We start from the raw sequence: 26,239 nt of genomic DNA, 5'->3' as shown, positions 1-26,239 counted from the left end.
GCCCGCGCCGTTCGGCGTTTCCGCAGGTCGATCCGTAGGTCAAGGAATGCGTGGCACCAGCCGTTCCGGGCCGTGCGCCAGCTGCTCCTTCAGCGACTTCTGCAGCTTCAGGTCCTGCGGGGTCAGCTTCTGCGGACCACCGCGCGGCGGTACGCCCCCGACCCGTTCGGGGGGCGAGAGGGGCTGCTCGTAGTGCGTGGGCGCGGTGTGCAGGGTCAGGGCGGTCGCGCCGATGAGCAGGGCGGCGAAGGCGATGGCGGCCCTGGTCCAGAGCCGCGCCTTGTTCTCGCTGCCGGTGCGCACGTCGCGGGCGGGCGGCGGGGCCGGGACGTGTTCGGCGCGGGCGAGTCCGCCGAGCCGGTCGTGGAGCAGCTCGGACTGTTCGGCGGGCGAGGCGGCGGCCGCCAGTTCGGGCAGCCGCTCGGCGACGGCGGCCCGGGCCACCTCCAGCCGCCCCGCCGCCGCCGGAGTGGACGCCTCCGTCTCGGCGGCGGTCTCCGGCAGGTCCAGGCCGACCCCGTCGTAGAGGAGCAGGGTCCGCCGGTAGGCCGGGGGGAGTTCGAGCAGCGCCTCGAACAGGGCCCGCCGGGCCGGTTCGGAGGGCGGGGCGTCGGGGTGCCGGTGGACGCGGCGCAGCCGGTGCCAGGGGGACATCGCGTACTCGTACGCCGCCGCGCGCACCCAGCCGACCGGATCCCGGTCCACGGCCACCTCGGGCCAGCGGTGCCAGGCCAGTTGGAAGGCCCGCTCGACGGACTCCCGGGCCAGGCTGCGGCGGCCGGTCAGGAGGTAGGTCTGCCGTACGAGGCCGGGGGCGGCGTGGGCGTACAGCGCGTCGAACGCCTCGTCGGGGGAGAGCCGGGGGGTGGCGGGGTCGGGCTCCGGGGGAGGAGGAGGGCTCGTGGGGGCCGGTGGGGCCGGTGGGGGCGCGAGGGCCGCCTCGGGCGCTGGTGCCGCCTCAGGTTCATGCGTCGGCCCAGGCTCAGGTGCGGGGGCCATCTCGGGTGCGGGGGTCGCCTCGGCCTCGTGCACCACCTCAAGCACAGGTGCCACCTCGGGCCCTTTCACGGGAAGGGGCGCGGCAGGCGACTTCGGCTTCCGCTTCGGCCTCGGATCGGGCGCGATGAGCTTCGCGTACAGCGCCCGCTTGCGGCCGCGCGGGGTCGTGCGCCCCGTCTCCCAGGAGCGCACGGTGGCACGTGTCACGCCCACGGCCGCCGCCACCTGCTCCTCGCTCAGCGACTTCGCCTCGCGCAGTCTGCGGCGCTCCTTGGGGGAGGAGGGCAGCGGCGGTGCAGCGGCCTCGTCGGTGGTGCTCCGGGTCATGGACGACCCCCGGCAGCGCTGCACTGGGTGAAAAAGTACATAAACGTATATTGAGCGACACGGCGGCTCTTCGCGCGTTACGCGGGATAAGCGCGTGTCGTTGGGAGCATGGGCGGCGTGACCCAAATGACCGAACGCAGCCCGATGTTGCCGCCCGAACGGACCAGGACCCTCGCCCTGGCCTCCGCCTTTCTGCGAGGCGTGGCCGCCGCCGGGCTGGGTCTCGGTTCGCTGGCCGTGCTGGTGACGGTGCTCTGGATCAGCTCCCCGTACCCGGACAGCGGACCCGGCGGCGCACTGCGCGCGGCGGCCGCGGTCTGGCTCCTCGCGCACGGCGCCGAACTCGTCCGCCCCGACACCCTCAGCGGCATCCCGGCGCCGGTCGGCGTGGTCCCGCTGCTCCTGGTGGCGGGCCCCGTCTGGCTGGCGCACCGGGCGGCGCGCGATGCGGCGGAGCCGGAGGAGGGGCGGCGAAGGCCCTCGCAGGCCGGCGCGTTCTGTGCGGTGACCGCCGGATACCTGCTGGTCGCGGCGGGCGCGGCGGCCTATGCGCGGGACGGGTCGCTGCGCGTCGTGCCGGACACGCTGGCGTTCCCGGTGGCGCTGGTGGTGGCCGGTGCGGCGGCGGCCGGGGTGTGGACGGCGGCGGGGCGCCCGTTCGGGCCGCTGCCGTCCTGGTCGCCCCTGGTGCTCCAGGAGGCCGTCGCCCGGACCCTCTTCCGCGACCGGGCCGAGGCCGCGTGCCGGGCGGCGGCGGTGGGCGCGGCGGTGCTGATCGGCGGGGGTGCGCTGCTGGTGGCGGTGGCCCTGGGGCGGGACATGGCGGCGGCGCAGGAATCCTTCCTGGCACTTGCCGGGGACTGGTCGGGGCGCGTGGCGGTACTGCTGCTCGCCGTTTCGCTGGTGCCGAACGCCGCGCTGTGGGGCGCCGCGTACGGGCTCGGCCCCGGCTTCGCGCTCGGTACCGGCGCCACGGCCACCCCGCTGGGCCTCACCGGGACCCCGGCCGTGCCTCACTTCCCGCTGCTGGCGGCGGCCCCGGACCAGGGCCCGGCCACCCCGCTGAACTGGGCGGCCCTCGCCGTCCCGGCCGTCGCCGCGCTGGCGCTCGCCTGGTGCGTCGTACGCCGGGCGGCCCCCGCCGACGCCCCCCGGGCGCAGGCCTGGAGCCCGCGCGAGACGGTGCTGGTGACCGGGCTGGCCGCGCTGGGGTGCGGAGCGGGTACGGCGCTGCTCACGGCGGTGGCGGGCGGCCCGCTGGGGTCCGGGGCGCTCGCCGCGTTCGGGCCCGTGTGGTGGCTGGCGGGCCCGGCGGCGCTGGGGTGGATGGCGGGCATCGGTGTACCGGCGGCCCTGCTCCTGCGGCTGTGGCGGCTGCGCGAGCGGGGGTGGGCCTGGCGCAGGGACGCGGACGCGCCGGAGGGGACGGAGGACACCGGGGGAGCCGAGGACGCCGAGGACGTACGAGGAGGGACGGCCGGGAACGACGTGGACGCGGTGCCGGAGGCGCCGGAGGAAACCGGGAAGCCCCGCCGCTGGTGGGCGCCCTGGCGCACGGGCGAGCCCAGCGACAGCACCGTCCAGGAGAGCCCGGCCGGGGCGGCGGCCGGGGGCCCGGCCCCGCCAGGCGGTGCGCCCGAGGACGATCCGGGCTTCGAACCGTACGACTTCCTGCCGACGGACCCCTGGCACGAGAAAGAGACGAGGGAGGCCCGGTGGGCCTCCCTCAAGCGGGGCTCCGGCGGACTGATGGCCGACTTCCCCGCACGCATCCCGGCCGCCCTGCGCTCCGAGGAGACATCGGAGCAACCGGCGGACGCCAAGCCCGCCGAAGCCAAGCCCGCCGACGCCGACGGCCGGGGCGCTACTCCTTGACGCCGAAGAGCGGTTCCAGCGGCTTCGGCAGCTGGTCGTTGCAGGCCACCGCGCCGGTCTTGGTCAGGGCGTCGTTCACGCAGGTGTAGTAGTCGCGGTAGACGAGCTGCACCGTGTACGTCGTGATCACGATGATCAGGGCCAGCAGGGCGGTCACCAGACCGCTGATCGCCGCCGTGGTCTGCGGGCGCCCACCGCCCTGGGACGTGGTGGGCGCCGGAGAGGCACCCCCGTCACCGGCGGCCGGAGTCGCGGCCCCCGTGACAGCGCCGACCGTCGTCCGCTCCGTCGCGGCCGGGCTCTTGGGCTGGGCGCGCAGCGCGCTGACGGCCCAGTACACCGAGAGCGCGCCCAGCAGCAGGGCGATCTCCGTGAGGTCGAAGAGGGCGAAGAAGACGGACCAGATACCGCCGAGCAGCGCGTAGCGGGCGCGCCGCTGGATGGGGTCGGTCGGGTCCCAGCGCATTCCGCCGGGGCTGCCGTCGGGCCCGCCCTTACCGCCCGGGCCGTTGGAACCGGAGCGGCCGCCGAAGCCGCCGCCGCCCCGTCCGGGCTGCTTGTTGCTCCACTGGCTGCCCCACGACGAACGGCCGCCGGAGCCCTCGTCGTCGCCGCCGTTCGCCGGGCTGGAGCCCGAGGGGTGGCGCGGCTGCCACGGCTGGTCGGGGCGGCCGGCCGGCGGCGGGGCGAACGGATTGTCTTCGGCGGGCTTCGCCGGTGCGTCCGGCGAAGGGGAATCGGGGGAACCGGAGGCGGGCGAGGAGTCCGGCGACTCCGGGGCGGAGTCCGGCGAAGAGGACTGGCGCTCCCGCATCAGCAGAGCGGCCCGTGCGGGCGACGGGAGGCGGAAGGCGGTGCGACGGCGTCGGTCCGGCATGTGGTGAACGTCTTCCCCATCTCGTCATGTCCGTCCGAAGGACGGTTCGACCGCCCGGTGGACGGCTCGCTGTCCCCTGACGCTACCTCTCGGCCCGGCCCCCGTCCCGTGGGGGCCGCCCGGTGTGCCGGTATCGTTGCTGACGGTCGGCCCGTTCGTAGGGTTCCCCGTATCGGGCGAAGCGATTCTTTCGTACGACCCTACAAAGAGTTCGCCGCACCTGCGTCACCGCGCGGTCATCACGTGAGAAAGGGCCCCGACGTGGCCTCCCCGCCTCCCTCCGCCTCTCCCGCCCGGCTGGTCGTGCTGGTCTCCGGATCCGGCACCAACCTCCAGGCCCTGCTCGACGCCATCGGCGACGACCCGGCGGCTTACGGGGCGCAGGTCGTCGCGGTCGGCGCCGACCGTGACGGGACCGGCGGGGCGGAGCGGGCCGGGCGGGCCGGAATCCCCACGTTCGTGTGCAAGCTCAAGGACCACGCGACGCGTGCGGAGTGGGACGAGGCGCTCACCGCGGCCGTCGCCGAGCACCGCCCGGACCTCGTCGTCTCCGCCGGTTTCATGAAGATCGTGGGCCCCGCGTTCCTCGCCGCCTTCGGCGGCCGGACCGTCAACACCCATCCCGCCCTGCTGCCCAGCTTCCCCGGCGCCCACGGAGTGCGTGACGCACTCGCGTACGGCGTCAAGGTCACGGGCTGCACCGTCCACTTCGTCGACGACGGTGTCGACACCGGTCCGATCATCGCGCAGGGCGTGGTCGAGGTGACCGAGGAGGACACCCCGGAGGGCGAAGCCGCCCTCCATGAACGCATCAAGGAAGTCGAGCGCTCGCTGCTCGTCGAGGCCGTGGGGCGGATCGCCCGTGACGGCCATCGCATTGAGGGACGAAAGGTTCATCTCGGTCATGTCGGTGAATAAGCCCATCCGCCGCGCCCTGGTCAGTGTCTACGACAAGACGGGGCTCGAAGACCTCGCCCGCGGTCTGCACGAGGCGGGCGTCGAACTCGTCTCCACCGGCTCCACCGCCGGGAAGATCGCCGCCGCCGGAGTACCGGTCACCAAGGTCGAGGAGCTCACCGGCTTCCCCGAGTGCCTGGACGGCCGCGTCAAGACGCTCCACCCCCGCGTCCACGCCGGCATCCTCGCCGACCTCCGCCTGGACGCCCACCGCGAGCAGCTCGACGAGCTCGGCTTCGAGCCCTTCGACCTGGTGGTCGTGAACCTCTACCCGTTCAAGGAGACCGTCGCCTCGGGGGCCTCCGACGACGAGTGCGTGGAGCAGATCGACATCGGCGGCCCCTCCATGGTCCGCGCCGCCGCCAAGAACCACCCCTCCGTCGCCGTGGTCACCAGCCCGGAGCGGTACGCGGACGTCCTCGCGGCCGTCAAGGCGGGCGGCTTCGACCTCACCGCCCGCAAGCGGCTCGCCGCCGAGGCGTTCCAGCACACCGCCGCCTACGACGTGGCCGTGGCCTCCTGGTTCGTGGACGGCTACGCGCCCGCCGACGACTCGGGCCTCCCGGAGTTCCTGGGCGACGCCCTCACCCGTAAGAGCGTCCTGCGCTACGGCGAGAACCCGCACCAGCCCGCCGCCCTCTACACCTCGGGCACCGGCGGTCTGGCGGAGGCGGAGCAGCTGCACGGCAAGGAGATGTCGTACAACAACTACACGGACACCGACGCCGCGCGCCGGGCCGCGTACGACCACGACGAGCCGTGCGTCGCGATCATCAAGCACGCCAACCCGTGCGGCATCGCCATCGGTGACGACGTCGCCGAGGCGCACCGCAAGGCGCACGCCTGCGACCCGCTCTCGGCGTTCGGCGGCGTCATCGCCGTCAACCGCCCGGTGACGGTCGAGCTGGCCGAGCAGGTCGCGGAGATCTTCACCGAGGTCATCGTCGCCCCGGCCTACGAGGACGGCGCCGTCGAGGTGCTGGCCCGCAAGAAGAACATCCGCGTGCTGCGCGCCCCCGGGGCCCCGGCCACCACGGTCGAGGTCAAGAACATCGACGGCGGGGCGCTCCTCCAGGTCACCGACCGCCTCCAGGCCGAGGGCGACGACCCGGCCAACTGGACCCTCGCCACCGGCGACGCGCTCTCCGAGGCCGAGCTGAAGGAGCTGGCCTTCGCCTGGAAGGCGTCCCGGGCCGTCAAGTCCAACGCGATCCTGCTCGCCAAGGACGGCGCTTCGGTCGGCGTCGGCATGGGCCAGGTCAACCGCGTCGACTCCGCGAAGCTCGCCGTCGAGCGGGCGGGCGCCGAGCGGGCGGCCGGTGCGTACGCCGCGTCCGACGCCTTCTTCCCGTTCCCGGACGGGCTGGAGATCCTCACCGCCGCCGGCATCAAGGCGGTCGCCCAGCCCGGCGGCTCCGTCCGCGACGAGCTGGTGATCGAGGCCGCGAAGAAGGCGGGCGTCACGATGTACTTCACCGGGACGCGCCACTTCTTCCACTGACCGGCACGCGCACGCCCCGAGGCCGCACCCCCGCGCGGGGTGCGGCCTCGGGGCGTGTCCCGTATCCGGTATCCCGTATCCCCTGTCCCGTGTCCGTCGTACGGAATCGTTTCACCGCTCTGTTCTAATGAACGGCCGTATCCGATGAGCGGCCGTGTCCGAAGAACAGCAGGAAATCCCAGCGGGGGCAGTCACCGTGCTTGAGCTGAACAAGAGTGGAACGGACCTGGTGGAGGAGGCGGGACGGCTGCTGCCCACGCAGCGCACCGGTCCGGACCCCGCCACCGCCGAACGCGTACCCCTGCGGCCGTACCTGATCACCGGCGCCGTCCTGTGCGGGCTCTACTTCCTCTACTCCTACCTCCAGTACAGCCGGTTCGGCTCGCCCTCCTGGGACCTCGGGATCTTCGAGCAGGAGGTCCGGGCGTACGCGGACATCCGTGCCCCGATCGTCGACATCAAGGGCCCCGGCTATCTGATCCTCGGCGACCACTTCTCCCCGATCGTCGCGCTGCTGGCCCCCCTGTACTGGCTCTGGCCCTCCGCCGAGTCCCTGCTCTTCGCGCAGGCCGCGTTCTTCGCGCTGGGCGCGGTCATCGTCGGCCGCACCACGCAGCAGCTCCTCGGCGGCCGCTCGGGGCTCTGCGTCACCGTCGCGTACGGACTGTCCTGGGGCATCCAGGAGGCGGTGAAGTCCGACTTCCACGAGATCGCCTTCGCCGTCCCGCTGCTGGCCCTCGTCTGCCGCGCGCTGCTCCTGCGACGGTGGACGGCCGCGCTCCTCTGGTCGCTGCCGCTGGTCCTGGTCAAGGAGGACCTCGGCGCGACCGTCGCCGTCGTCGGCATCCTGCTCTTCGTGTACGGGCGCCGCCTCCAGGGCGCGCTGCTCGCCGCGTTCGGGGTGGCCGCCTTCGTGGTCACCCTCATGGTCCTCATCCCGGCGGCCAGCAGCGCGGGGACGTACGACTACTGGCAGAAGATCGACAAGAACGGCGAGCAGGACGTCTCGATGCTGGACTCGGTCCTCGGCGTCCTGAACTCCTCCACCAAGATCGAGATGCTGGTCTTCCTGGTCGGCATCACCGCGTTCATGGCGCTGCGCTCGCCGCTGACGCTGCTGATCGTCCCCACGCTCGGCTGGCGGCTGCTCTCCCAGGACAGCAACCACTGGGGCATGGTCTGGCACTACAGCGCCATCCTGATGCCGGTGCTCTTCCTGGCCATGGCCGACGGCGTCCGCCGCAGCCGCGCATCGGACCGCCCCTGGCTCGCCTCGTACGCGAAGACCGTCGTCCCCCTCTCCGTCGCGATCGCCGTGGCCCTGACCCAGCACCTGCCGCTGCGCGACCTGCTGCGCCCGGACTCCTACAGCACCGACGCCCGTACGGAAGCGGCCCGGGCGGCGCTGAAGGCCATCCCGGCCGGGACGCGGGTCGAGACCGACATCACGCTCATGGCCCACCTCACCTCCGACCGGACCGTCTACTGGATCGGCGGAGCCCCCGGCACCGCGCCGGACATCGTCGCCATCAACCTGGACTTCGGCTGGTCACGCCCGATCCAGGACCCGGTGGCGTACGCCGAGCAGCTCCACCCCGAGGCGCGCTACCGGCTCAAGCACCGGGGCGGCAGCTTCGTGGTGATGGAGCGTACGACGCCGGAGCCGGCGGAGATCCCGGGCGTACGGGAGGGCTGAGCCCGGTGCCGTACGCGCGAAGGCCGCACCCGGTGGACGGGTGCGGCCTTCGAAGCGAGCGCGGAGCGGCTCGGGTCACTTGGAGCGGATGACCACCGACGAGCAGACCTTGTCCGCGAACGTCTGCTTCTTCTCGTCCCACAGCGGCCACAGCCAGCCGATGTAGCAGGCGATGCTGTCCAGGAAGTGGGCCAGGCGGCGCACGAAGGCCATACCGAAGCCCAGCGGGCGGCCGTCGGCCTCGCGCAGCACGCGGATGCCCACGGCCTTCTTGCCGATCGTCTGGCCGGTGGTGCCCTCCTGGTACAGCTGCCAGAGGGTGAGGCCGATCATCACGAGGAAGCCGAGCAGGGCGAGTATGCCGCCCGCCGCGTCACCCATGGCGCCGCCGATGCCGACGAGGAGGAGGTACGGCGCGCCGATGATCAGGCCGTCGATGATCAGCCCGCCCGCCCGGAGGCCCCAGTGCGCCAGCTCCGGCATACCGCCGCCGTAGGGCTGGCCGGGCTGCTGCGGGTACCCCGTCTGCGGCGGGTACCCCGGCTGCTGCTGCGGATAGCCGTAGCCCTGCTGCGGGACGCCCTGCGGAGCCTGCTGCGGGTAGCCGTAGCCCGGCTGCCCCTGCGGCGGTCCCTGGGGAGGCTGGCCGGGCTGCTGCCCGTACGGGTTGTTGGGGTCGCCGAAGCTCATATTGGGGTGTTCCTTCAACAGACGTGTGGGGACGGATGGCCACACGGAGGAAGGACGACGTTCAGCGGCCCGCCCCCCGTACAACCGCGGCCTTCATCGTTATAAGCACGACCCGCGTTTGTCCAGCCCGGGGCCCCGGACGTTGTGCAAGTGCAATCTCGGTCAGAGGCGGGGCACAGGCAATTGGTATGCGGGCGGGGTCATCCGCGAGGATGGGTCCATGACTGCCCAGATTCTCGATGGCAAGGCCACCGCTGCCGCGATCAAATCCGATCTGACCGTCCGTGTGGCGGCCCTCAAGGCGCAGGGGATCACCCCCGGCCTCGGAACCCTGCTCGTCGGGGACGACCCGGGCAGCCGCTGGTACGTGAACGGCAAGCACCGCGACTGTGCCGAGGTCGGCATCGGCTCCATCCAGCGCGAACTCCCCGACACCGCCACCCAGGAGGAGATCGAGGACGTCGTACGGGAGCTCAACGCCGACCCGGAGTGCACGGGTTACATCGTCCAGCTGCCGCTGCCCAAGGGCATCGACACCAACCGGGTCCTGGAGCTGATGGACCCGGAGAAGGACGCCGACGGGCTGCACCCGATGAGCCTCGGCCGCCTCGTCCTCAACGAGACCGGCCCGCTGCCGTGCACCCCGCAGGGCGTCGTCCAGCTGCTCCGCGCGCACGGCGTGGAGATCAACGGGGCGCACGTGGTGGTCGTCGGACGCGGTGTCACCATCGGCCGGTCGATCCCGCTGCTGCTGACCCGTAAGTCGGAGAACGCCACGGTGACCCAGTGCCACACCGGCACCCGGGACCTCTCCTCGCACCTGCGCCAGGCCGACATCATCGTCGCCGCCGCCGGGGTGCAGCACCTGATCAAGCCCGAGGACGTCAAGCCGGGCGCGGCCGTGCTCGACGTCGGCGTCAGCCGGGACGAGAACGGCAAGATCGTCGGCGATGTGCACCCGGGGGTCCGCGAGGTGGCGGCCTGGGTCGCCCCGAACCCCGGCGGTGTGGGCCCGATGACCCGCGCCCAGCTGCTGGTCAACGTGGTCGAGGCGGCCGAGCGGACCGCGGCCGAGGCCGCCGACGCGGCTGCCGCGGGCTGACGGCCGGATCCGGAGGGAACCCCATGGGTGCTGGTACGAGTCCGGCCGACCCGGCCCCCGCGGGCCCGGCGGCCGAGGGGGCGCCCGCCGCGGCCGCGGCGGGCGGCACCGCGGAGCCCGCACGCGCGGAGCCGGACGGCGGCACCGCAGAGCCGGACAGTGGCACCGCGGAGCCGGACGGCGGCACCTCGGAACCCGCGCGCGCCGAAGCGGGCAGCGGCTCCACTGCGTCCGGCACCGCCGAGCCGGACAGCGCCTCCGCCGAGCCCGGGAGCCCGGAGCCGGACGGCAAGGCGTCGGCCCCCCGCAAGACCCGGCGGTTCCCGCTCTTCACGCGGGACACCGCCCGCCCCGAGGGCGGCGGCCGCGCCGCCTCGGGCGACGCGCCAGCCCCGGCCCGGCAGTGGCCGCTGCTCACCGTGCTCGGCACGGCGGGCGCCGGTCTGCTGATCGTCGCCCTGGACCCGTTCGCCGAGGCGTTCCGTATCGGCGCCATCCTGATCGGCGCGGCGCTGATCGCCGGAGCGGTGCTGCGCTGGGTGGTGCCGGCGGTCGGCATGCTCGCGGTGCGCTCCCGCTTCACCGACCTGGTGACGTACGGGCTGATGGGCACCCTGATCGTGCTGCTCGCGCTGGTCGCGCAGCCGAATCCGTGGCTGGACGTGCCGATCCTGGAGAACGCGGTCCGCTTCACGATCCGCTAGCGCGGCAGGACCCGGGCCGTCCGTCCCCACCCCCGAGGAGGGACGGACGGCACGGTCCCGTGCTCAAGCGTCATGGACACGGAAGGCCGCTACAAGGCTCGCCTGGGGCCTGTGGCACGGAAGTGACCATTCCGGCACGGTGTGATCGCCGCGCAACGATGGCAGACTGTCACGGCGCTACGGGCTGTCACGGCGCTACGGGCGAAGAGACGAAGACCGGACCGGTCCGGGGGACGCACCGGGGAGAACAGAAAAAGGGGGGCGCGATGCCTCATTGGAAGGCACTACCCGAGGAACTCGACCCGCACATAAGGGAGTTCGCGAGCCAGCTGAGCCTGATCGTGGAACGCAGCGGGCTGAACACCACCGCGCTGGCCGACCGCACCGGGTTCGACGAGACGTCCTGGGAGCGGTACTTGAGCGGCCGGAACCTCCCCCCGCGCCGCGCCGTCGTGGCCCTCGCCGATGCGACGGGCACCCCGCAGCACCACCTCACGGCCATGTGGGAGCTGGCCGAGCGTGTCCACAGCTTCGACGCGTACGGCTCCGACCCGTACCGCCCCGATCCGTACGGCTCCGGCCTCCACCGCCCCGACCCCCACGACTCCGATCCCCACCGCACCGACGGGCGCGCCCCCTTCGTCCCCTCCCGGCGCGGAACCGTCCCCCCGGTCCCGCAGCAGCGCCAGGGCGGACCGCAGGCGGACGCCCGGCGTGGCGGCGGTGTGTCCGGCCGGGCGGCCGGCGGCCGCAGCAATGCGATCACGCTCGCCGTCGGCGCGGCCGGAGCGGTCATCGTCATCGTCGGAGCGCTGATGCTCGCGCCCAGCGGCGACGAGCCCGCCAAGGCCGCCCCGCCGGCCCCGACGGCCGCCCCCACGAGCGAGGCCCCCACCGAGGAGCCCGCCCCCGAACCGCCCGCAGGCGTCGAGTGCCAGGGCGCCGACTGCGCCGGGCAGAACCCCGACGAGATGGGGTGCGGCGGCGACCACGCCCGTACGGTGTCCACCGCCCAGGTCGGCACCGCCCGCGTCGAGGTCCGGTACAGCGAGGTCTGCTCCGCCGCCTGGGCCCGCCTCACCGAGGCGGGGACCGGCGACACCGTGACGATCACCGGGGGCGCGGCGGCGGACGCGCAGAACGGCGCGGTCACGGTCACGGAGGCGTACACGCCGATGGTCGCGGTGCGGAAGGCGGCCGACGCGAAGGCCTGCGCGACGCTCACCGCGGGCACGAAGGGCTGCACCACGTAGCGGGCCTCCCGCATGCGGGGCGTGACCGGTTGTGCGCGGCGCCACAGGGGGCCGGGCGGTCCGCCCCGTCCGGGTCCGATAGCCTGGCCGCCGGATATCTCTTCACGTCAAGATTCGTCGGAAGATTTCGTCGGACGATTCATCGGGGCGCGAAGGGGTCTCCCGCACCAGGGTCCGGCACCAGGGGCCGGGACCCCCACCGCCAGCTGTCTAACGGAGACCGCCATGACCCGCACTCCCGTGAATGTCACCGTGACCGGCGCTGCCGGCCAGATCGGCTACGCGCTGCTCTTCCGCATCGCCTCCGGCCACCTGCTCGGCCCGGACGTGCCGGTCAACCTGCGCCTCCTGGAGATCCCGCAGGGCCTCAAGGCCGCCGAGGGCACCGCGATGGAGCTCGACGACTGCGCCTTCCCGCTGCTGCGCGGCATCGAGATCACCGACGACCCGAACGTCGGCTTCGCCGGTGCGAACGTGGCCCTGCTCGTCGGCGCCCGCCCGCGTACCAAGGGCATGGAGCGCGGCGACCTGCTCGCCGCCAACGGCGGCATCTTCAAGCCGCAGGGCAAGGCCATCAACGACAACGCCGCGGACGACATCAAGGTCCTCGTCGTCGGCAACCCGGCCAACACCAACGCGCTCATCGCGCAGGCCGCCGCCCCGGACGTACCGGCCGAGCGCTTCACCGCGATGACCCGCCTCGACCACAACCGCGCGATCTCGCAGCTGGCCGCCAAGACCGGCGCCGCCGTCTCCGACATCAAGAAGCTGACGATCTGGGGCAACCACTCGGCCACCCAGTACCCGGACATCTTCCACGCGGAGATCGCCGGCAAGAACGCCGCCGTGACCGTCAACGACGAGGTGTGGCTCGCCGACACCTTCATCCCGACCGTCGCCAAGCGCGGCGCCGCGATCATCGAGGCCCGTGGCGCGTCCTCCGCCGCCTCGGCCGCCAACGCCGCCATCGACCACGTGCACACCTGGGTCAACGGCACCGCCGACGGCGACTGGACCTCGATGGGCATCCCGTCGGACGGCTCCTACGGCGTCCCCGAGGGCATCATCTCCTCCTTCCCGGTCACCACGAAGGACGGCAAGTACGAGATCGTCCAGGGCCTGGACATCAACGAGTTCTCCCGCAAGCGCATCGACGCCTCCGTCCAGGAGCTCACCGAGGAGCGCGACGCGGTCCGCGAGCTCGGCCTCATCTGAGCCGCACCCGCACCCGCGGTACGTCGAGCGCCCCCGGCAGCATCCGCTGCCGGGGGCGCTCGCGCGTGGTCAGCTCTTGAAGTCGCCCGGCGTGTAGTGCCCGGGGGTCAGCCGGCCGGTGACGCCGAAGCGGTTCCAGGCGTTGATCACCGTGATGGCGGCGATCAGCTGGGCCAGCTCGTTCTCCTCGAAGTGCCCGGCCGCCTCCGCGTACACCTCGTCCGGGACGAACCCGTCGGTGAGCACCGTGACGGCCTCGGTCAGGGCGAGCGCCGCCAGCTCCTTCTCCGTGTAGAAGTGCCGCGACTCCCGCCAGGCGCTGAGCTGGACGATCCGCTCGACGGACTCGCCCGCCGCGAGCGCGTCCTTGCTGTGCATGTCCAGGCAGAACGCGCACTGGTTGAGCTGCGAGGCCCGGATCTTCACCAGCTCGACCAGGACGGGGTCCAGGCCCTTCCGGGCGGCGATGTCGAGCCGGATCATCGCCTTGTAGACGTCCGGGAGGAGCTGGGAGACGGAGATCCGGGGCGGCTCCTCGGGGGACAGGCCGGCCGGTGCGTGGTGGTGTTCGTGCGTCGAGGTCATGAGGACGACGCTACGGCCCCGATGGCACCCCGGTATGGTCCATTCCCATGACGGATTCCTGGGCCACTTTCGGCGCCGACCTGCACCTGGAACCGGTCGGCGGTACGGGGCTCCGGAGCGGGCTGATGGAGGCCCTGCGGGAGGCGGTGCGCAGCGGGCGGCTGGCCCCCGGCACCCGGCTGCCGTCCTCCCGGGCGCTCGCCGCCGACCTGGGCATCGCCCGCAACACGGTCGCCGACGCCTACGCCGAACTCGTCGCCGAGGGCTGGCTCACCGCCCGCCAGGGCTCGGGGACCCGGGTCGCGCAGCGGTCCGCGCCCCGCCGGGCGGACCCGGTGGCGGCCCGCACCCGGCCGGCCCGCCCGCGTACCGGCCACAGCCTGAAGGCGGGCTCCCCGGACGTGTCGTCCTTCCCGCGCACCGCCTGGCTCCGCGCCGCCCGCAAGGCGCTCACCGCCGCGCCCGACGAGGTGTTCGACTACGGCGACCCGCGCGGGCGCGTCGAACTGCGCACGGTGCTGGCCGAGTACCTGGCCCGCTCGCGCGGGGTCTACGCCGACCCGGAACGCATCGTGATCTGCTCCGGCTTCGTCCACGGGCTGATGCTGCTGGGCACGGTCCTGCGCGGCCGCCGGGTGCGGGAGCTCGCCGTCGAGTCGTACGGGCTCGACCTGCACCGCGACCTCATCACCTCCACCGGTCTCGCCACTCCCTGCCTGGAGCTGGACCACCTCGGCTCGCGGACCGGGGAGCTGGCCGCGATGCGCGGTACGGGGGCGGTCCTGCTCACCCCGGCGCACCAGTTCCCCACCGGCGTGCCCCTCCACCCGGACCGGCGCGCCGCCGCCGTCGACTGGGCCCGCTCCACCGGCGGGCTGGTCCTGGAGGACGACTACGACGGGGAGTTCCGGTACGACAGGCAACCTGTGGGCGCCCTCCAGGGCCTCGACCCCGAGCGGGTCGTCTATTTCGGCACCGCCTCCAAGTCGCTCGCCCCCGCCCTGCGCCTGGGCTGGATGGTGCTGCCCCGGGGCCTGGTGGCGGAGGTCCTGGCGGCGAAGGGCCCGTCGGACTGGATGTCCGGCACCCTCGACCAGCTGACGCTCGCGGAGTTCATCGCCTCGGGGGCGTACGACCGGCATGTGCGCTCCATGCGGCTGCGCTACCGGCGCCGCCGCGACCAGCTCGTCGCGGCGCTCGCCGAACGCGCGCCGGGCATCGAGGTCAGCGGCATCGCGGCCGGGCTGCACGCGGTCCTCGAACTCCCCCCGGGCACCGAGCGTTCGGTGGTCCAGGCGGCGGCCTTCCAGGGCCTGCGCCTTGAGGGCCTCGCCACCTACCGGCACCCCGACGCCCCGGCCGGCCGCGACGCGCTGGTGATCGGCTACGGCTCACCGTCGGAGAGCGCCTGGGCGGGCGCGCTGGACGCGCTGTGCCGGGTGCTGCCGTAACAGGTCCTACAGCTACAGCTACAGCTACAGCTACGGCGACAGCTGCTCCGGCTCGGGCTCCGGCGCCTCACCGAACCGGGCCAGCGCCAGCGACCCCGCCACCGCCACCACGAAGCCGGTGACGGCCAGCCACCCCAGCCCCGCCCGGGTCCCGTCGCCCAGCCAGACCACCCCCACCAGCGCCGGGCCCACCGTCTCCCCGAGCACCATCCCCGCCGTCGCCGTGGTCACCGACCCCTTCTGCAGCGCCGACGTCAGCAGCAGGAACGCCGCCGCCCCGCCCAGCAGCAGCCCGTACGCCGCCGGGTTCCGCACCAGCGCCCCCGGCGACACGTCGTCGACCAGCCGCACCGCCACCTCCACCACCCCGAAGCCGAACCCGGCCCCCAGGCCCAGCGCCAGCGACCGCGCCCGCGTCGGCAGCCGCCCGCCCACCGCGCCCAGCACCAGCACCCCCAGCGCGGCGGCGGGAACCGCCCACGGCAGCAACGAAGGGCCCGGCAGGTCGCCCTCCTGGCCCGAGGCCAGCCCCAGCATCCCGAGCCCGGCGCAGACCACCGCCACCGCCGCCCACTCCGTCGGGCTCAGCCGGACCGCCAGCAGCCGGGCCGCGACCACCGCCGTGACCGCGAGCGACGCGGCGAGCGCCGCCCCCACGGCGTAGATCGGCAGCGCGCGCAGGGCGACGATCTGGAGCACGAAGCCCAGGCCGTCCAGGGCGAGTCCGGCGACGTAACGCCACTGCCGCACCGCCCGCAGCAGCAGCGCGGGGTCCACGCCCGCACCGGAGCCGGGCCGGGTGGCGGCCCGTGCGGCGATCGCCTGGAGGACGGAGGCCGTCCCGTAGCAGAGGGCGGCACCGAGCGCGCAGATCATCCCCAGGAGCACAAAGGGAATGTACCGGGCGGCGGGCGACGGCCCCTCGCCTTCGGCTTCCGAACCGGCGCACCGTACAACTATTCTGACAAGCAGTACGGCGCACGACCAGCACGGCGCACGGGGGAGAACCGAACATGGCCAAGCGAAGGCTGAGGTCGAGCACGGTCGTGCTCGGCGGCATGGGGCTGCTCGCCCTGACGATCACATCCTGCGGATCGGAACCGGACCGGCGCTGCGCCGACCGGTCGACCCGCGAAACCCTGCCCAGTTACGAGTGCCGGGGCTCCAGCGGCGGCTCCGGCGGAAGCGGCGGCCGGGGCTCGTACTACTACGGCGGCTCCACCAGCAGTTACGACGGCAAGGTCCAGGGCGGCAGCTTCGACAAGTCGGCGGTCGACCGGGGCGGCTTCGGCTGCACCAGGTCGGGCGGGGGCTGAGCGCGGTGGAGCGCCGCACCATCGAGCCGCGCCCCGGCTGGCAGGAGACCGTCGAGTCCCAGGGGCTCGTCTATCCGCTCACCCGCTACCCCGACGGTTCGCTGCGCCCCTACTGGGACGAGAGCGCCTACTACGTCTTCTCGCTGCCCGAGGTGGAGGCGCTGGAGGAGACCGTGGAGGAGCTGCACACGATGTGCCTGGCCGCCGCCGCGCACATCGTGGAGCAGGATCGTTTCGCCGAGCTCGGCATCACCGATCCGCGCCTGGCCTCCCTGGTCGCCGAGTCCTGGCGCCGCCGGGACGAACTGCCCTCCCTGTACGGGCGGTTCGACCTGCGCTACGACGGCAGCGGTCCGGCGAAGATGCTGGAGTACAACGCCGACACCCCGACCTCCCTGGTGGAGGCGGCGAGCCCGCAGTGGTTCTGGATGGAGGAGCGGTTCCCCGGCGCCGACCAGTGGAACTCGCTGCACGAGCGGCTGGTCGACGCGTGGAAGCGGCAGGCGCGTCTGCTGCCGCCGGGCCCGCTGCACTTCGCGCACTCGGAGGGCGACGAGGCCGGCGAGGACCTGATGACGGTGGCGTACCTGCGCGAGACCGCTCAGCAGGCCGGGCTCGACACGGAGGCCCTGTCGGTGGAGGACATCGGCTGGGACCGGCTGAGCGGGCGGTTCGTCGACGACCGGCTCCGGTTCCTGCGCAGCTGCTTCAAGCTCTACCCCTGGGAGTGGCTGACCACGGACCGCTTCGGGCCGCAGGTGCTGGACACCCTCGACAACGGCGGCGGCTCCGGCACCACCTGCTGGATCGAGCCCGCCTGGAAGATGCTGCTCTCCAACAAGGCGCTGCTCGCGATCCTGTGGGAGCTGTACCCGGACCACCCGAACCTGCTCCCCGCCTATCTCGACGGCCCCCGCGAGCTGGCCGGGCCCGGCGGGGCGGGGTACGTCTCCAAGCCGCTGCTGGGCCGCGAGGGCGCCGGGGTCGACCTGCACGGGCCCGGCTCCCCGCCCGTCCTCCGCGAGGAGCCGTGCTGCTACCAGGAGCTGGCGCCGCTGCCCGACATCGACGGCAACCGGGTGGTGCTCGGGGCGTGGGTGGTTCAGGACGAGGCGGCGGGGCTCGGCATCCGGGAATCGGCGGGGCCGGTCACGGACGAGTACGCCCGCTTCCTGCCCCACGTCATCCTCTGAGACCTGTACGGGATGAGACCTGTACGGGATGAGACCTGTACGGGAGCGGCTCAGGCGCTGAGCACCGTCCGCAGCCGGTCCAGCCCCCAGTCCAGGTCCTCCTTGGAGATCACCAGCGGCGGCGCGATCCGGATCGTCGAGCCGTGGGTGTCCTTCACCAGCACCCGCTCCTCCATCAGCCGCTCCGAGATCTCCCGGCCGGTGCCGAGGGCGGGCGCGATGTCGACGCCCGCCCACAGCCCCCGGCCGCGTACGGTCTCCACCGCGCCGCCCCCGGCCAGCAGCCCCAGCTCCCGGTGCAGATGGTCGCCCAGCTCGGCGGCCCGCTCCTGGTACTCGCCGGTCCGCAGCATCGCGATCACCTCCAGCGCCACCGCGCACGCCAGCGGGTTCCCGCCGAAGGTGGAGCCGTGCTCGCCCGGCTTGAACACCCCGAGGATGCCCGCCGAGGAGACGACGGCCGACACCGGCACCACCCCGCCGCCGAGCGCCTTGCCCAGCACGTACATGTCCGGGACCACGCCCTCGTGCTCCAGCGCGAACGTCTTCCCGGTACGCCCCAGCCCCGACTGGATCTCGTCCGCGATGAAGAGCACGTTCCGCTCCCGCGTCAGCTCCCGCACCCCGGGCAGATAGCCGGCCCGCGGCACCAGCACGCCAGCCTCACCCTGGATCGGCTCGATCAGCACCGCCACGGTGTTCTCCGTCATCGCCTCCCGGAGCGCGGTGAGATCCCCGTACGGCACGATCTCGAACCCCGGGGTGTACGGGCCGTAGTCGGCCCTCGCCTCCGGGTCCGTGGAGAAGCTGATGATCGTCGTCGTGCGGCCGTGGAAGTTGTCCGAGGCCACGATGATCTTCGCCATCCCGTCCGGGACGCCCTTGACCCGGTAGCCCCACTTCCGGGCGGTCTTCACCGCCGTCTCCACCGCCTCCGCCCCGGTGTTCATCGGGAGCACCATCTCCATGCCGCACAGCGCGGCCAGCTCCGTACAGAAGTCGGCGAACCGGTCGTGGTGGAAGGCCCGGGAGGTCAGCGTCACCCGCTCCAGCTGGGCCCTGGCCGCGTCGATCAGCCGGCGGTTGCCGTGACCGAAGTTGAGCGCCGAGTACCCGGCGAGCAGATCGAGGTAGCGGCGCCCCTCGACATCGGTCATCCAGGCACCCTCCGCCGAGGCCACGACGACCGGCAACGGGTGGTAGTTGTGCGCGCTGTGCGCCTCGGCGGAGGCGATGGCGGTTTCCGTGGCAGACACGGGATCTCCGTTCGTCGTACGGCGTGGGCGGGGGTGGTGCCCACTTTGTATCGTCGGTCGCATCCGGCGCAGGGAAACCTGCACTCTCCGGCGCGCCCGCCCGCGCGCTTCTCCCGTGCCCACCCTCGCGCCCGCCCGCGTACGTCTCCCGTGCCCACCCTCGCGCCCGCCCGCGCGCGCTCCGGCGGCCGGAATGTGCGCTTCGTCTCAGGTCCGCGCTCCCGGGGCGTGAGCGGACCGGCACCCGAGCGGGTGCGCCCCCGCTGCGCCCCGCACCGGCTGCCGGGGATCGCCCCCGCACCTGAGACAATGGGCCCATGGCCTCTGATCGTTCCGCGCTCTCCACCGACCAGCCGCAGACGGGCCGCACCGGCGCGCCCGCCCGGCCCCGTGTGCTCTCCGGGATCCAGCCCACCGCCGGCTCGTTCCACCTCGGCAACTACCTGGGCGCGGTGCGCCAGTGGGTGGCGCTCCAGGAGACGCACGACGCCTTCTACATGGTCGTGGACCTGCACGCGATCACGGTGCCGCAGGACCCCGCCGAGCTGCGGGCCAACACCCGGCTCGCCGTGGCGCAGCTCCTCGCGGCCGGTCTGGACCCCGAGCGGTGCACGCTCTTCGTCCAGAGCCATGTGCCCGAGCACGCGCAGCTCGGCTGGGTGATGAACTGCCTCACCGGCTTCGGCGAGGCCTCCCGGATGACGCAGTTCAAGGACAAGTCCGCCAAGCAGGGCGCCGACCGCGCCACCGTCGGTCTCTTCACCTACCCCGTGCTCCAGGTCGCCGACATCCTCCTCTACCAGGCCAACCAGGTCCCGGTGGGCGAGGACCAGCGCCAGCACATCGAGCTGACCCGCGATCTCGCGGAGCGGTTCAACGGCCGGTTCGGACAGACGTTCACCATCCCCGCGCCGTACATCCTCAAGGAGACGGCGAAGATCTACGACCTCCAGGACCCGGCGGTCAAGATGAGCAAGTCGGCCTCCACGCCGAAGGGGCTCATCAACCTCCTCGACGACCCGAAGGCCACGGCCAAGAAGGTCAAGAGCGCGGTCACCGACACCGACACGGTGATCCGCTTCGACGAGGAGAAGAAGCCGGGCGTCAGCAACCTGCTCACGATCCTCTCCACCCTCTCCGGCAGCACGATCGAGGATCTGGAGGGGAAGTACGCGGGCAAGGGGTACGGGGCACTGAAGACCGACCTGGCCGAGGCCATGGTGGAATTCGTCACCCCCTTCCAGCTCCGCACCCAGGAATATCTGGACGACCCGGAGACGCTGGACTCCATCCTGGCCAAGGGAGCGGAGAAGGCCAGGGCCGTCGCCGCCGAGACCCTGGCGCAGACGTACGACCGGATGGGCTTCCTGCCCGCGAAGCACTGAGTCCAAGGACTCTGGCGAGATCACGGCCCCAGGGGCCACACTTGCGGCGGCAGGTCGCGGCGCAAGGCCGGAAACCGACCATCGACGATTGAGGAGAACGACGTGGGGACCGTAACGCTCGGCGTTTCGATCGCGGTCCCGGAGCCCTACGGCAGCCTGCTCCAGGAGCGGCGCGCCGGCTTCGGGGACCCTGCCGCGTACGGCATTCCCACCCATGTCACCCTCATGCCGCCGACCGAGGCGGAGGCGGCCGACCTGCCGGCGATCGAGGCGCACCTCGACAAGATCGCCACGGCCGGCCGCCCCTTCCCGATGCGGCTCTCCGGCACCGGCACATTCCGGCCGCTCTCGCCGGTGGTCTTCGTCCAGGTCGTGGAGGGCGCCTCGGCCTGCTCCTGGCTCCAGAAGCGGGTCCGGGACGCCTCGGGGCCGCTGGTGCGGGAGCTCCAGTTCCCGTACCACCCGCACGTCACCGTGGCGCACGGCATCTCCGAAGAGGCGATGGACCGGGCGTACGCGGAGCTCGCCGACTACGAGGCGGCCTGGACCTGCGGTTCCTTCGCCCTGTACGAACAGGGCGCGGACGCCGTCTGGCGCAAGCTCCGGGACTTCCCGTTCGGCTCCGGCGGAGGCACCCCCGCCGTCCCGGCCCAGGGCGGCTACTCGGTCGACGCGCCGTCCCTTCGCCCTTGACCCCTGCTGCCGGTCCGACCCCGTCTGCCGGTGATCACAGCGGCAGACGGCGGAACAGCGGGCGTGGCGCGTGCCGCAGCGCCGACATCACCACCCGCAGCGAACCGGGCACCCACACCGTCTCCGAGCGTCGCCGCAGCCCCGTCACGATCGCCCCGGCGACCGCCTCCGGGGTGGTGGAGAGCGGTTGCTCCGGCCGCCCGGCCAGGGCCCGGGTCCGTACGGGGCCGGGGCGCACGACCATCACCTGTACGCCGGTGCCCTGGAGCGCGTCCCCGAGCCCCTGGGCGAAGGTGTCGAGCCCTGCCTTGCTGGAGCCGTAGATGAAGTCGGCCCGCCGGGCGCGCTCCCCGGCGACCGAGGACAGCACCACCAGCGAACCGTGCCCCTGCGCCTGGAGTGCGCCCGCGCACACCAGCCCGGCGGAGACCGCCCCGGTGTAGTTGGTCTGGGCGACCCGGACGGCGGCCAGCGGTTCCTCCTCGTCGCGCGCCTGGTCCCCGGCGATCCCGAACGCCATCAGCACCACATCGATGTCGCCCTCCGCGAAGACCTTGCCCAGCACCTCCTCGTGCGCGCCGGGGTCCAGCGCGTCGAAGGCGACCGTACGGACGTCGGCGCCCCGGTCGCGCAGTTCGACGGCGGCCGCGTCCAGGGCGGGGGAGGGGCGGCCCGCCAGCCAGACCCGGCGGGTGCGCAGGGCGATCAGGCGGCGCGCGGTGGCGAGGGCGATCTCGGAGGTGCCGCCGAGGACGAGCAGGGACTGCGGGGCACCGAAGGCGTCCTTCACGGAACACTCCTGTTCAAGGGGTGGAGGCGAGGTGGGTACGTCACAGGGCGAGCCGGCGGGCCAGGTCCGAGCGGAACGCCCCCGTCGGGTCCAGCTCCGCCCGCAGCTCCCGGAACGCGCCGAGCCCCGGGTACATCGCGGCCGCCGTCTCCGGCCGCATCCGCGCGTCCTGCGCCAGGCAGACCCGGCCGCCGGCGGCCGCCACCTCGTCGTCGAGGCCGTCCAGGAAGCGGGCGAGGCCGGGCAGGGCGGCGGGCAGGTCGACGGCGAGCGTCCAGCCGGGCGCCGGGAACGACAGCAGGCCCGCGCCCGCGGCGCCGAACCGCTGGAGTTCGGCCCGGAACGCGGGGCAGCGCCGCGCCGAGATCCGCCGCACGACGCGGTGCAGCGTCTCCTCCTGCCCGTACCCGACGGTGAACCGGTAGCGCACGAGCCCGGCGCGGCCGTACAGCCGGTTCGCGTCGGGGAGCGCATCCGAGGCGTGGAAGAAGGCGGCGGTGGTGCGTAGCTCGCCGGTCCGGGCGCGGGGCGCACTCCGGTAGCGGACCTCGTTGAGGAGGGCGGTGGCGGTCCGGCCCAGCAGCCCTCCGGGGAGGAGCGGCCCGGTGGGGCGGCGGTCCGGCTCGACCGTGCGCGGGGCGCGCATCGTGCGCCGGGCGTGCGCCGGTAGTACGGAAGAGGGCGCGTGCTCCCCTCGGGTGAGGACCCCGCGTCCGGTCGCCCGGCCCCGGGCGAGCAGGTCGATCCAGGCGGAGGCGTACGGCGACCGATCACTCCCGGCCGCCGTGAAGCGGGCCAGCAGGTCGTCCAGGTCCGTGGCCCGCTCGGTGGAGACGGAGACCAGCGGGGTGGTCACGCGCTTCAGCCGGAGGGCGGCGGAGAGGATCACCCCGGTCAGCCCCAGGCCGCCGGTGGTCGCGTCGAAGAGGGCGGTGCCCGGCGTCACCGTACGCACCTCGCCGTCGGCGGTGAGGAGCTCGAGTGCGTCCACGTGCCGGGCGAGCGAACCGGCCCCCGGGTGGTCCTGGCCGTGCACGTCGGAGCCGATCGCGCCGCCCACCGTGATCCTGCCGGTCCCGGGCACGACCGGCAGGAACAGGCCGCGCGACAGCAGGATCCGCAGCAGCCGGTCCAGGGTCACCCCCGCGTCGCAGCGGACCGTCGCCGCCTCCTCGTCCAGGGCGCGGACCCGGTCCAGGCCGGTCATGTCGAGCACCGAGCCGCCCGCGTTCTGCGCCGCGTCACCGGGCGCCCGCCCGAGCCCCCGGGCCAGGGCGCCCCGGGGCCCGCGGCCGCGGACCACGGCAGCCGCCTCCTCGTACGTACGGGGGCGAAACCGTACGGCGGTGGTCGGGGCGGTGCGGCCCCAGCCGGTCAAGGACACCGTGTCGACGGACATGCCCGTGACCGTAGCCCCGGGCGTATCGTCCGGGAAAACCCATTCGTCACCTTTGTTACAGCACTCACCGGAATGGGTGATGGATCGCGTGTCACCAGGACGAGGGGTAGGCCTTCCGGACGCGTCCGGAAGAGTCCTCGGTGCGACCCGCAGGTTTTCCGGGCGCGGAAGGGTACGCGTACGTTCATGGACTGGCTCAAGAAACTCCCCGTCGTCGGGCCGCTCGTCTCCCGGCTGATGGAGACGCACGCCTGGCGCTCCTACGAGCGGCTGGAGAAGGTCCACTGGGCCAGGCTCGCCGCCGCGATCACCTTCATCAGCTTCCTGGCGCTCTTCCCGCTGATCGCGGTCGGCGCGGCGATCGCGGCCGCGCTGCTGAGCGACAAGCAGCTGGACACCATCAAGGACAAGCTCGCCGAGCAGGTGCCGGGCATCTCCGACCAGCTCGGCATCGACACCCTGGTCGCCAACGCGGGCACGGTCGGTCTGGTGGCCGGTGCGCTGCTGCTGTTCACGGGTGTCGGCTGGATCGGCTCGATGCGGGAGTGCCTGCGCGCGGTCTGGGAGCTGGACGACGTCCAGGAGGCCAACCCGGTCGTCGCCAAGCTCAAGGACGCCGTGCTGCTGGTCGGCCTCGGGGGCGCGGCGCTCGCCACCCTCGCGGTCTCCACCGTAGGGACGACGGCCGTCGGCTGGAGCGCCGACCGGCTCGGCATCTCCCACGGCGGCGTGGGCGGCATCCTGCTCCAGATCGCCGCCCTGGCGGTGGCGGTCCTCGCCGACTTCCTGCTGATCCTCTATCTGCTGTCGCTGCTGCCCGGGGTGGAGCCGCCCCGGCGCCGGCTCGTGGTCGCGGCCCTGATCGGCGCGGTCGGCTTCGAGCTGCTCAAGCTGCTGCTCGGCAGCTATATGAAGGGGGTCGCGGGCAAGAGCATGTACGGCGCGTTCGGCGTGCCGATCGCGCTGCTCCTGTGGATCAACTTCTCCGCCAAGCTGCTGCTGTTCTGCGCCTCGTGGACCGCGACCGGGTCCAAGGAGGAGGAGCTGGGCGAGGGCCGGGCGGAGGACGCGCCGGAGGCCGGGTCGGGGGAGGCCGCCGGCGCAGCGGCGCCGGGCGGCTCCACCCGCGCCTAGGACTTCTTCTCGGCCGGGCCGGTCGCTTCGGTCGCCTGGACCGAAGCCTTCGGCCCGGTGGGCTCAGCGGCTTCGGCGGGCTGGGCGGAGTCGGCGGCCTCGGCGGGCTTGCGGGGCCCTGCCGGCTCAGCGGGCTCCGTGGCCTCGGCCGGCGTGCCGGACTCGGTCGCATCGGCCGAGCCCGGTGCACGGCGGCTCAGCCCCGGCACCGGCCACCGCCGGTTCACCAGGAACACCGCGCACGCCAGGACCACCAGCACGCCGCCGATGACCGCCAGCGCGATCCCGGCCCCGCCGGAGCCCCGTGAGGCCGTTGCCGCGTGCGCGGCCTTCGCCTGGCCGCCCGAGCCCTGGTCCGCCCCGGCGGCCGGCTGGGCGCCCTTGCCACCGTTCGCGTTCCCGGTGTCCACCGACTTCGGCGGCACCAGTTGTCCGACCGGGGTCACCTTCCCGCTCGCGGCGAAGCCCCAGTCCAGGAGGTGGGCGGCCTCCTTGTAGACGGCGTGGCTCTCCTCCGCCGACGGGTTCATGACCGTGACCAGCAGCACCCGGCCGTTGCGCTCGGCGACACCGGTGAAGGTGTTGCCCGCGTGGGTCGTGTAGCCGTTCTTGACGCCCGCGATGCCCTTGTACGGGTCCACCCCGATGTCCCCGGTGATCAGCCGGTTGGTGTTCTGGATCTCGAAGCTCTCGCGCTTCCTCCCTTTCTTCTCACCGGGGAAGTCGGCGGACGCGGTCGCCGCGTACTCGCGGAAGTCCTTCTTCTGCATCCCGCTGCGGGCGATCAGCGTCAGGTCGTAGGCGCTGGAGACCTGGCCCGGCGCGTCGTACCCGTCCGGCGAGACGACCGTGGTGTCCAGCGCCTGGAGCTCCTCGGCGTGCTTCTGCATCGCCGTGACGGTCGCGGGGACCCCCCCGTACATCTCCGACAGCACGTGCACCGCGTCGTTGCCCGACCGCAGGAAGACGCCGAGCCACAGGTCGTGGACCGTGTACGTGTGGTCCTCCTTGATGCCCACCAGGCTGCTGCCCTCGCCGACCCCCGCCAGCTCGCTCTCCTTCACCCTGTGGGTCAGGGAGGTGGGCTGGAGCGCGGGCAGGACCGTGTCCGCGAACAGCATCTTCAGGGTGGAGGCGGGAGGCAGCCGCCAGTGCGCGTTGTGCGCGGCCAGGATGTCGCCGCTCTCCGCGTCCGCGACGACCCAGGAGCGGCCGGACAGCTTCTTCGGCAGCACCGGTGCGCCGGGACCCAGGTTGACCTGGGCACCCGTCTTGGCGAGCTGCTCCCCGCCCAGGCTCGACATCGTGCTCGGCGGCTTGGGCTGCTTGTCGTCCTTCTTGTCCTTGTCGGCCGCGAACGCGGGGGTGAGCGCAAGACCGGACAGCAGGGCGGCGGAGATGACCGTCAAAGCGATCTTTTTCAGAGCTGGCACGGTCGAAAACGTACAGGGCGAAGATGTGGATGAGGACCCGGACCGGCTGACCCGCCGGAGGGATGGCCGGGACTGCCCCTTTCGGACGCCACCCCGGACGAGGGGCCCGGAGGGCGGCGGCGATACTGGACCCATGAAGCTCAGCCGCCCCGTCTCCTGGTTCCTGCTCGTCTTCGGGGTGTGGAGCTGGTTCATCTGGATCTCTTTCGTCAAGAACCTGTGGCAGGACGGCAGTGGGCTCGCGTTCGACGACGCGGGTGAGCCGACCGGCTACTTCTGGGTGCACCTGCTGCTCGCCATCACGTCCTTGTCTCTGGGGACGGTGGTCGGCGCGATCGGGTTGCGTGGTGTCCGGGCTTTGCGCGACGAGCGCGCATGAGAACAGGAACGTAGGGAAGCGCGGATGGC

24 protein-coding genes are annotated in these 26,239 nt (G+C 73.1%); 15 read left to right on the top strand and 9 right to left on the bottom strand.

What is annotated here, in order from left to right:
* Positions 1–39: 39 nt before the first annotated feature.
* Positions 40–1,326, bottom strand: coding sequence for a helix-turn-helix domain-containing protein (locus IF17_RS0102595; RefSeq protein WP_030561708.1), 1,287 nt, complete (start codon positions 1,324–1,326; stop codon positions 40–42).
* A 126-nt stretch (positions 1,327–1,452) separates the two neighbouring features.
* Between IF17_RS0102595 and IF17_RS0102590 the strand changes: the two genes are divergently transcribed.
* Complete coding sequence (locus IF17_RS0102590; RefSeq protein ID WP_030561706.1) at positions 1,453–3,201, top strand: cell division protein PerM; 1,749 nt, start codon at positions 1,453–1,455, stop codon at positions 3,199–3,201.
* Here IF17_RS0102590 and IF17_RS0102585 read toward each other — a convergent pair.
* Positions 3,191–4,078: a hypothetical protein gene (locus tag IF17_RS0102585; protein ID WP_030561704.1), complete on the bottom strand. Its 888-nt coding sequence runs from the start codon at positions 4,076–4,078 to the stop codon at positions 3,191–3,193. The genes IF17_RS0102590 and IF17_RS0102585 overlap by 11 nt on opposite strands.
* 261 nt (positions 4,079–4,339) lie before the next feature.
* Between IF17_RS0102585 and purN the strand changes: the two genes are divergently transcribed.
* From purN to IF17_RS0102570, 3 genes are all read left to right on the top strand, one after another.
* Positions 4,340–4,996, top strand: coding sequence for a phosphoribosylglycinamide formyltransferase (purN, locus tag IF17_RS0102580; RefSeq protein WP_030561702.1), 657 nt, complete (start codon positions 4,340–4,342; stop codon positions 4,994–4,996).
* Entirely contained in the window at positions 4,983–6,536 is a 1,554-nt protein-coding gene (purH, locus tag IF17_RS0102575; RefSeq protein WP_030561700.1) for a bifunctional phosphoribosylaminoimidazolecarboxamide formyltransferase/IMP cyclohydrolase, read from the top strand. The genes purN and purH overlap by 14 nt, the downstream gene beginning before the upstream one ends.
* A gap of 196 nt (positions 6,537–6,732) precedes the next feature.
* A complete protein-coding gene (locus IF17_RS0102570) occupies positions 6,733–8,232 on the top strand; it encodes a DUF2079 domain-containing protein (RefSeq protein WP_030561698.1) in 1,500 nt (499 codons plus the stop codon).
* Between the two features lie 75 nt (positions 8,233–8,307).
* Here the strand turns inward: IF17_RS0102570 and IF17_RS0102565 are convergent, their stop codons facing one another.
* Positions 8,308–8,922, bottom strand: a complete 615-nt coding sequence (locus IF17_RS0102565; RefSeq protein ID WP_030561696.1) for an RDD family protein — start codon at positions 8,920–8,922, stop codon at positions 8,308–8,310.
* A gap of 220 nt (positions 8,923–9,142) precedes the next feature.
* Here IF17_RS0102565 and IF17_RS0102560 point away from each other — a divergent pair, with 220 nt between their 5' ends.
* From IF17_RS0102560 to IF17_RS0102545, 4 genes are all read left to right on the top strand, one after another.
* Positions 9,143–10,024, top strand: coding sequence for a bifunctional methylenetetrahydrofolate dehydrogenase/methenyltetrahydrofolate cyclohydrolase (locus tag IF17_RS0102560; protein WP_030561694.1), 882 nt, complete (start codon positions 9,143–9,145; stop codon positions 10,022–10,024).
* A 23-nt stretch (positions 10,025–10,047) separates the two neighbouring features.
* Complete coding sequence (locus IF17_RS0102555) at positions 10,048–10,728, top strand: DUF3017 domain-containing protein (protein ID WP_030561692.1); 681 nt, start codon at positions 10,048–10,050, stop codon at positions 10,726–10,728.
* 266 nt (positions 10,729–10,994) lie between these two features.
* Positions 10,995–11,981 (top strand): helix-turn-helix domain-containing protein, encoded by a 987-nt coding sequence (locus tag IF17_RS0102550; RefSeq protein ID WP_030561690.1) that lies wholly within the window; start codon positions 10,995–10,997, stop codon positions 11,979–11,981.
* A gap of 225 nt (positions 11,982–12,206) precedes the next feature.
* Positions 12,207–13,196, top strand: coding sequence for a malate dehydrogenase (locus tag IF17_RS0102545; protein WP_030561688.1), 990 nt, complete (start codon positions 12,207–12,209; stop codon positions 13,194–13,196).
* A 69-nt stretch (positions 13,197–13,265) separates the two neighbouring features.
* On the opposite strand, the gene IF17_RS0102540 is transcribed toward IF17_RS0102545, so the two are convergent.
* Positions 13,266–13,781, bottom strand: coding sequence for a carboxymuconolactone decarboxylase family protein (locus IF17_RS0102540; RefSeq protein ID WP_030561686.1), 516 nt, complete (start codon positions 13,779–13,781; stop codon positions 13,266–13,268).
* Positions 13,782–13,828: 47 nt separating this feature from the next.
* Between IF17_RS0102540 and pdxR the strand changes: the two genes are divergently transcribed.
* Complete coding sequence (pdxR, locus tag IF17_RS0102535) at positions 13,829–15,232, top strand: MocR-like pyridoxine biosynthesis transcription factor PdxR (RefSeq protein WP_030561684.1); 1,404 nt, start codon at positions 13,829–13,831, stop codon at positions 15,230–15,232.
* Between the two features lie 30 nt (positions 15,233–15,262).
* Here the strand turns inward: pdxR and IF17_RS0102530 are convergent, their stop codons facing one another.
* Positions 15,263–16,108: a DMT family protein gene (locus IF17_RS0102530; RefSeq protein WP_030561682.1), complete on the bottom strand. Its 846-nt coding sequence runs from the start codon at positions 16,106–16,108 to the stop codon at positions 15,263–15,265.
* Positions 16,109–16,245: 137 nt separating this feature from the next.
* Between IF17_RS0102530 and IF17_RS0102525 the strand changes: the two genes are divergently transcribed.
* Positions 16,246–16,548 (top strand): hypothetical protein, encoded by a 303-nt coding sequence (locus IF17_RS0102525; RefSeq protein WP_030561680.1) that lies wholly within the window; start codon positions 16,246–16,248, stop codon positions 16,546–16,548.
* A gap of 5 nt (positions 16,549–16,553) precedes the next feature.
* On the top strand, positions 16,554–17,741 hold the full coding sequence (locus tag IF17_RS0102520; protein WP_030561678.1) for a glutathionylspermidine synthase family protein: 1,188 nt from the start codon (positions 16,554–16,556) through the stop codon (positions 17,739–17,741).
* A 50-nt stretch (positions 17,742–17,791) separates the two neighbouring features.
* Here IF17_RS0102520 and rocD read toward each other — a convergent pair whose 3' ends face one another.
* Complete coding sequence (rocD, locus tag IF17_RS0102515) at positions 17,792–18,997, bottom strand: ornithine--oxo-acid transaminase (protein ID WP_030561677.1); 1,206 nt, start codon at positions 18,995–18,997, stop codon at positions 17,792–17,794.
* Positions 18,998–19,389: 392 nt separating this feature from the next.
* Between rocD and trpS the strand changes: the two genes are divergently transcribed.
* Both trpS and IF17_RS0102505 read left to right on the top strand, forming a co-directional pair.
* The gene (trpS, locus tag IF17_RS0102510; protein ID WP_030561676.1) at positions 19,390–20,382 is read left to right on the top strand and encodes a tryptophan--tRNA ligase; all 993 of its coding nucleotides are present in this window, start codon (positions 19,390–19,392) and stop codon (positions 20,380–20,382) included.
* 102 nt (positions 20,383–20,484) lie between these two features.
* A complete protein-coding gene (locus IF17_RS0102505) occupies positions 20,485–21,075 on the top strand; it encodes a 2'-5' RNA ligase family protein (protein ID WP_030561675.1) in 591 nt (196 codons plus the stop codon).
* Positions 21,076–21,109: 34 nt separating this feature from the next.
* Here IF17_RS0102505 and dprE2 read toward each other — a convergent pair whose 3' ends face one another.
* Both dprE2 and dprE1 read right to left on the bottom strand, forming a co-directional pair.
* Positions 21,110–21,865, bottom strand: a complete 756-nt coding sequence (dprE2, locus tag IF17_RS0102500; RefSeq protein WP_030561674.1) for a decaprenylphospho-beta-D-erythro-pentofuranosid-2-ulose 2-reductase — start codon at positions 21,863–21,865, stop codon at positions 21,110–21,112.
* A 40-nt stretch (positions 21,866–21,905) separates the two neighbouring features.
* Complete coding sequence (gene dprE1, locus IF17_RS0102495; RefSeq protein ID WP_030561673.1) at positions 21,906–23,264, bottom strand: FAD-binding oxidoreductase; 1,359 nt, start codon at positions 23,262–23,264, stop codon at positions 21,906–21,908.
* 186 nt (positions 23,265–23,450) lie between these two features.
* On the opposite strand from dprE1, the gene IF17_RS0102490 reads away from it, so the two are divergent.
* Entirely contained in the window at positions 23,451–24,398 is a 948-nt protein-coding gene (locus IF17_RS0102490; RefSeq protein ID WP_030561672.1) for a YihY/virulence factor BrkB family protein, read from the top strand.
* On the opposite strand, the gene IF17_RS0102485 is transcribed toward IF17_RS0102490, so the two are convergent.
* Complete coding sequence (locus tag IF17_RS0102485) at positions 24,395–25,831, bottom strand: D-alanyl-D-alanine carboxypeptidase family protein (RefSeq protein ID WP_030561671.1); 1,437 nt, start codon at positions 25,829–25,831, stop codon at positions 24,395–24,397. The genes IF17_RS0102490 and IF17_RS0102485 overlap by 4 nt on opposite strands.
* 133 nt (positions 25,832–25,964) lie before the next feature.
* On the opposite strand from IF17_RS0102485, the gene IF17_RS1000000139585 reads away from it, so the two are divergent.
* On the top strand, positions 25,965–26,210 hold the full coding sequence (locus IF17_RS1000000139585) for an SCO4848 family membrane protein (RefSeq protein ID WP_030561670.1): 246 nt from the start codon (positions 25,965–25,967) through the stop codon (positions 26,208–26,210).
* The last annotated feature ends 29 nt before the right edge of the window (positions 26,211–26,239 follow it).

This window comes from Streptomyces cyaneofuscatus (genome assembly GCF_000718135.1).
GTDB lineage: Bacteria > Actinomycetota > Actinomycetes > Streptomycetales > Streptomycetaceae > Streptomyces > Streptomyces cyaneofuscatus.
The sequence above is the reverse complement of the archived record's forward strand: the minus strand, read 5'-3'. Positions and strand labels throughout refer to the sequence as shown.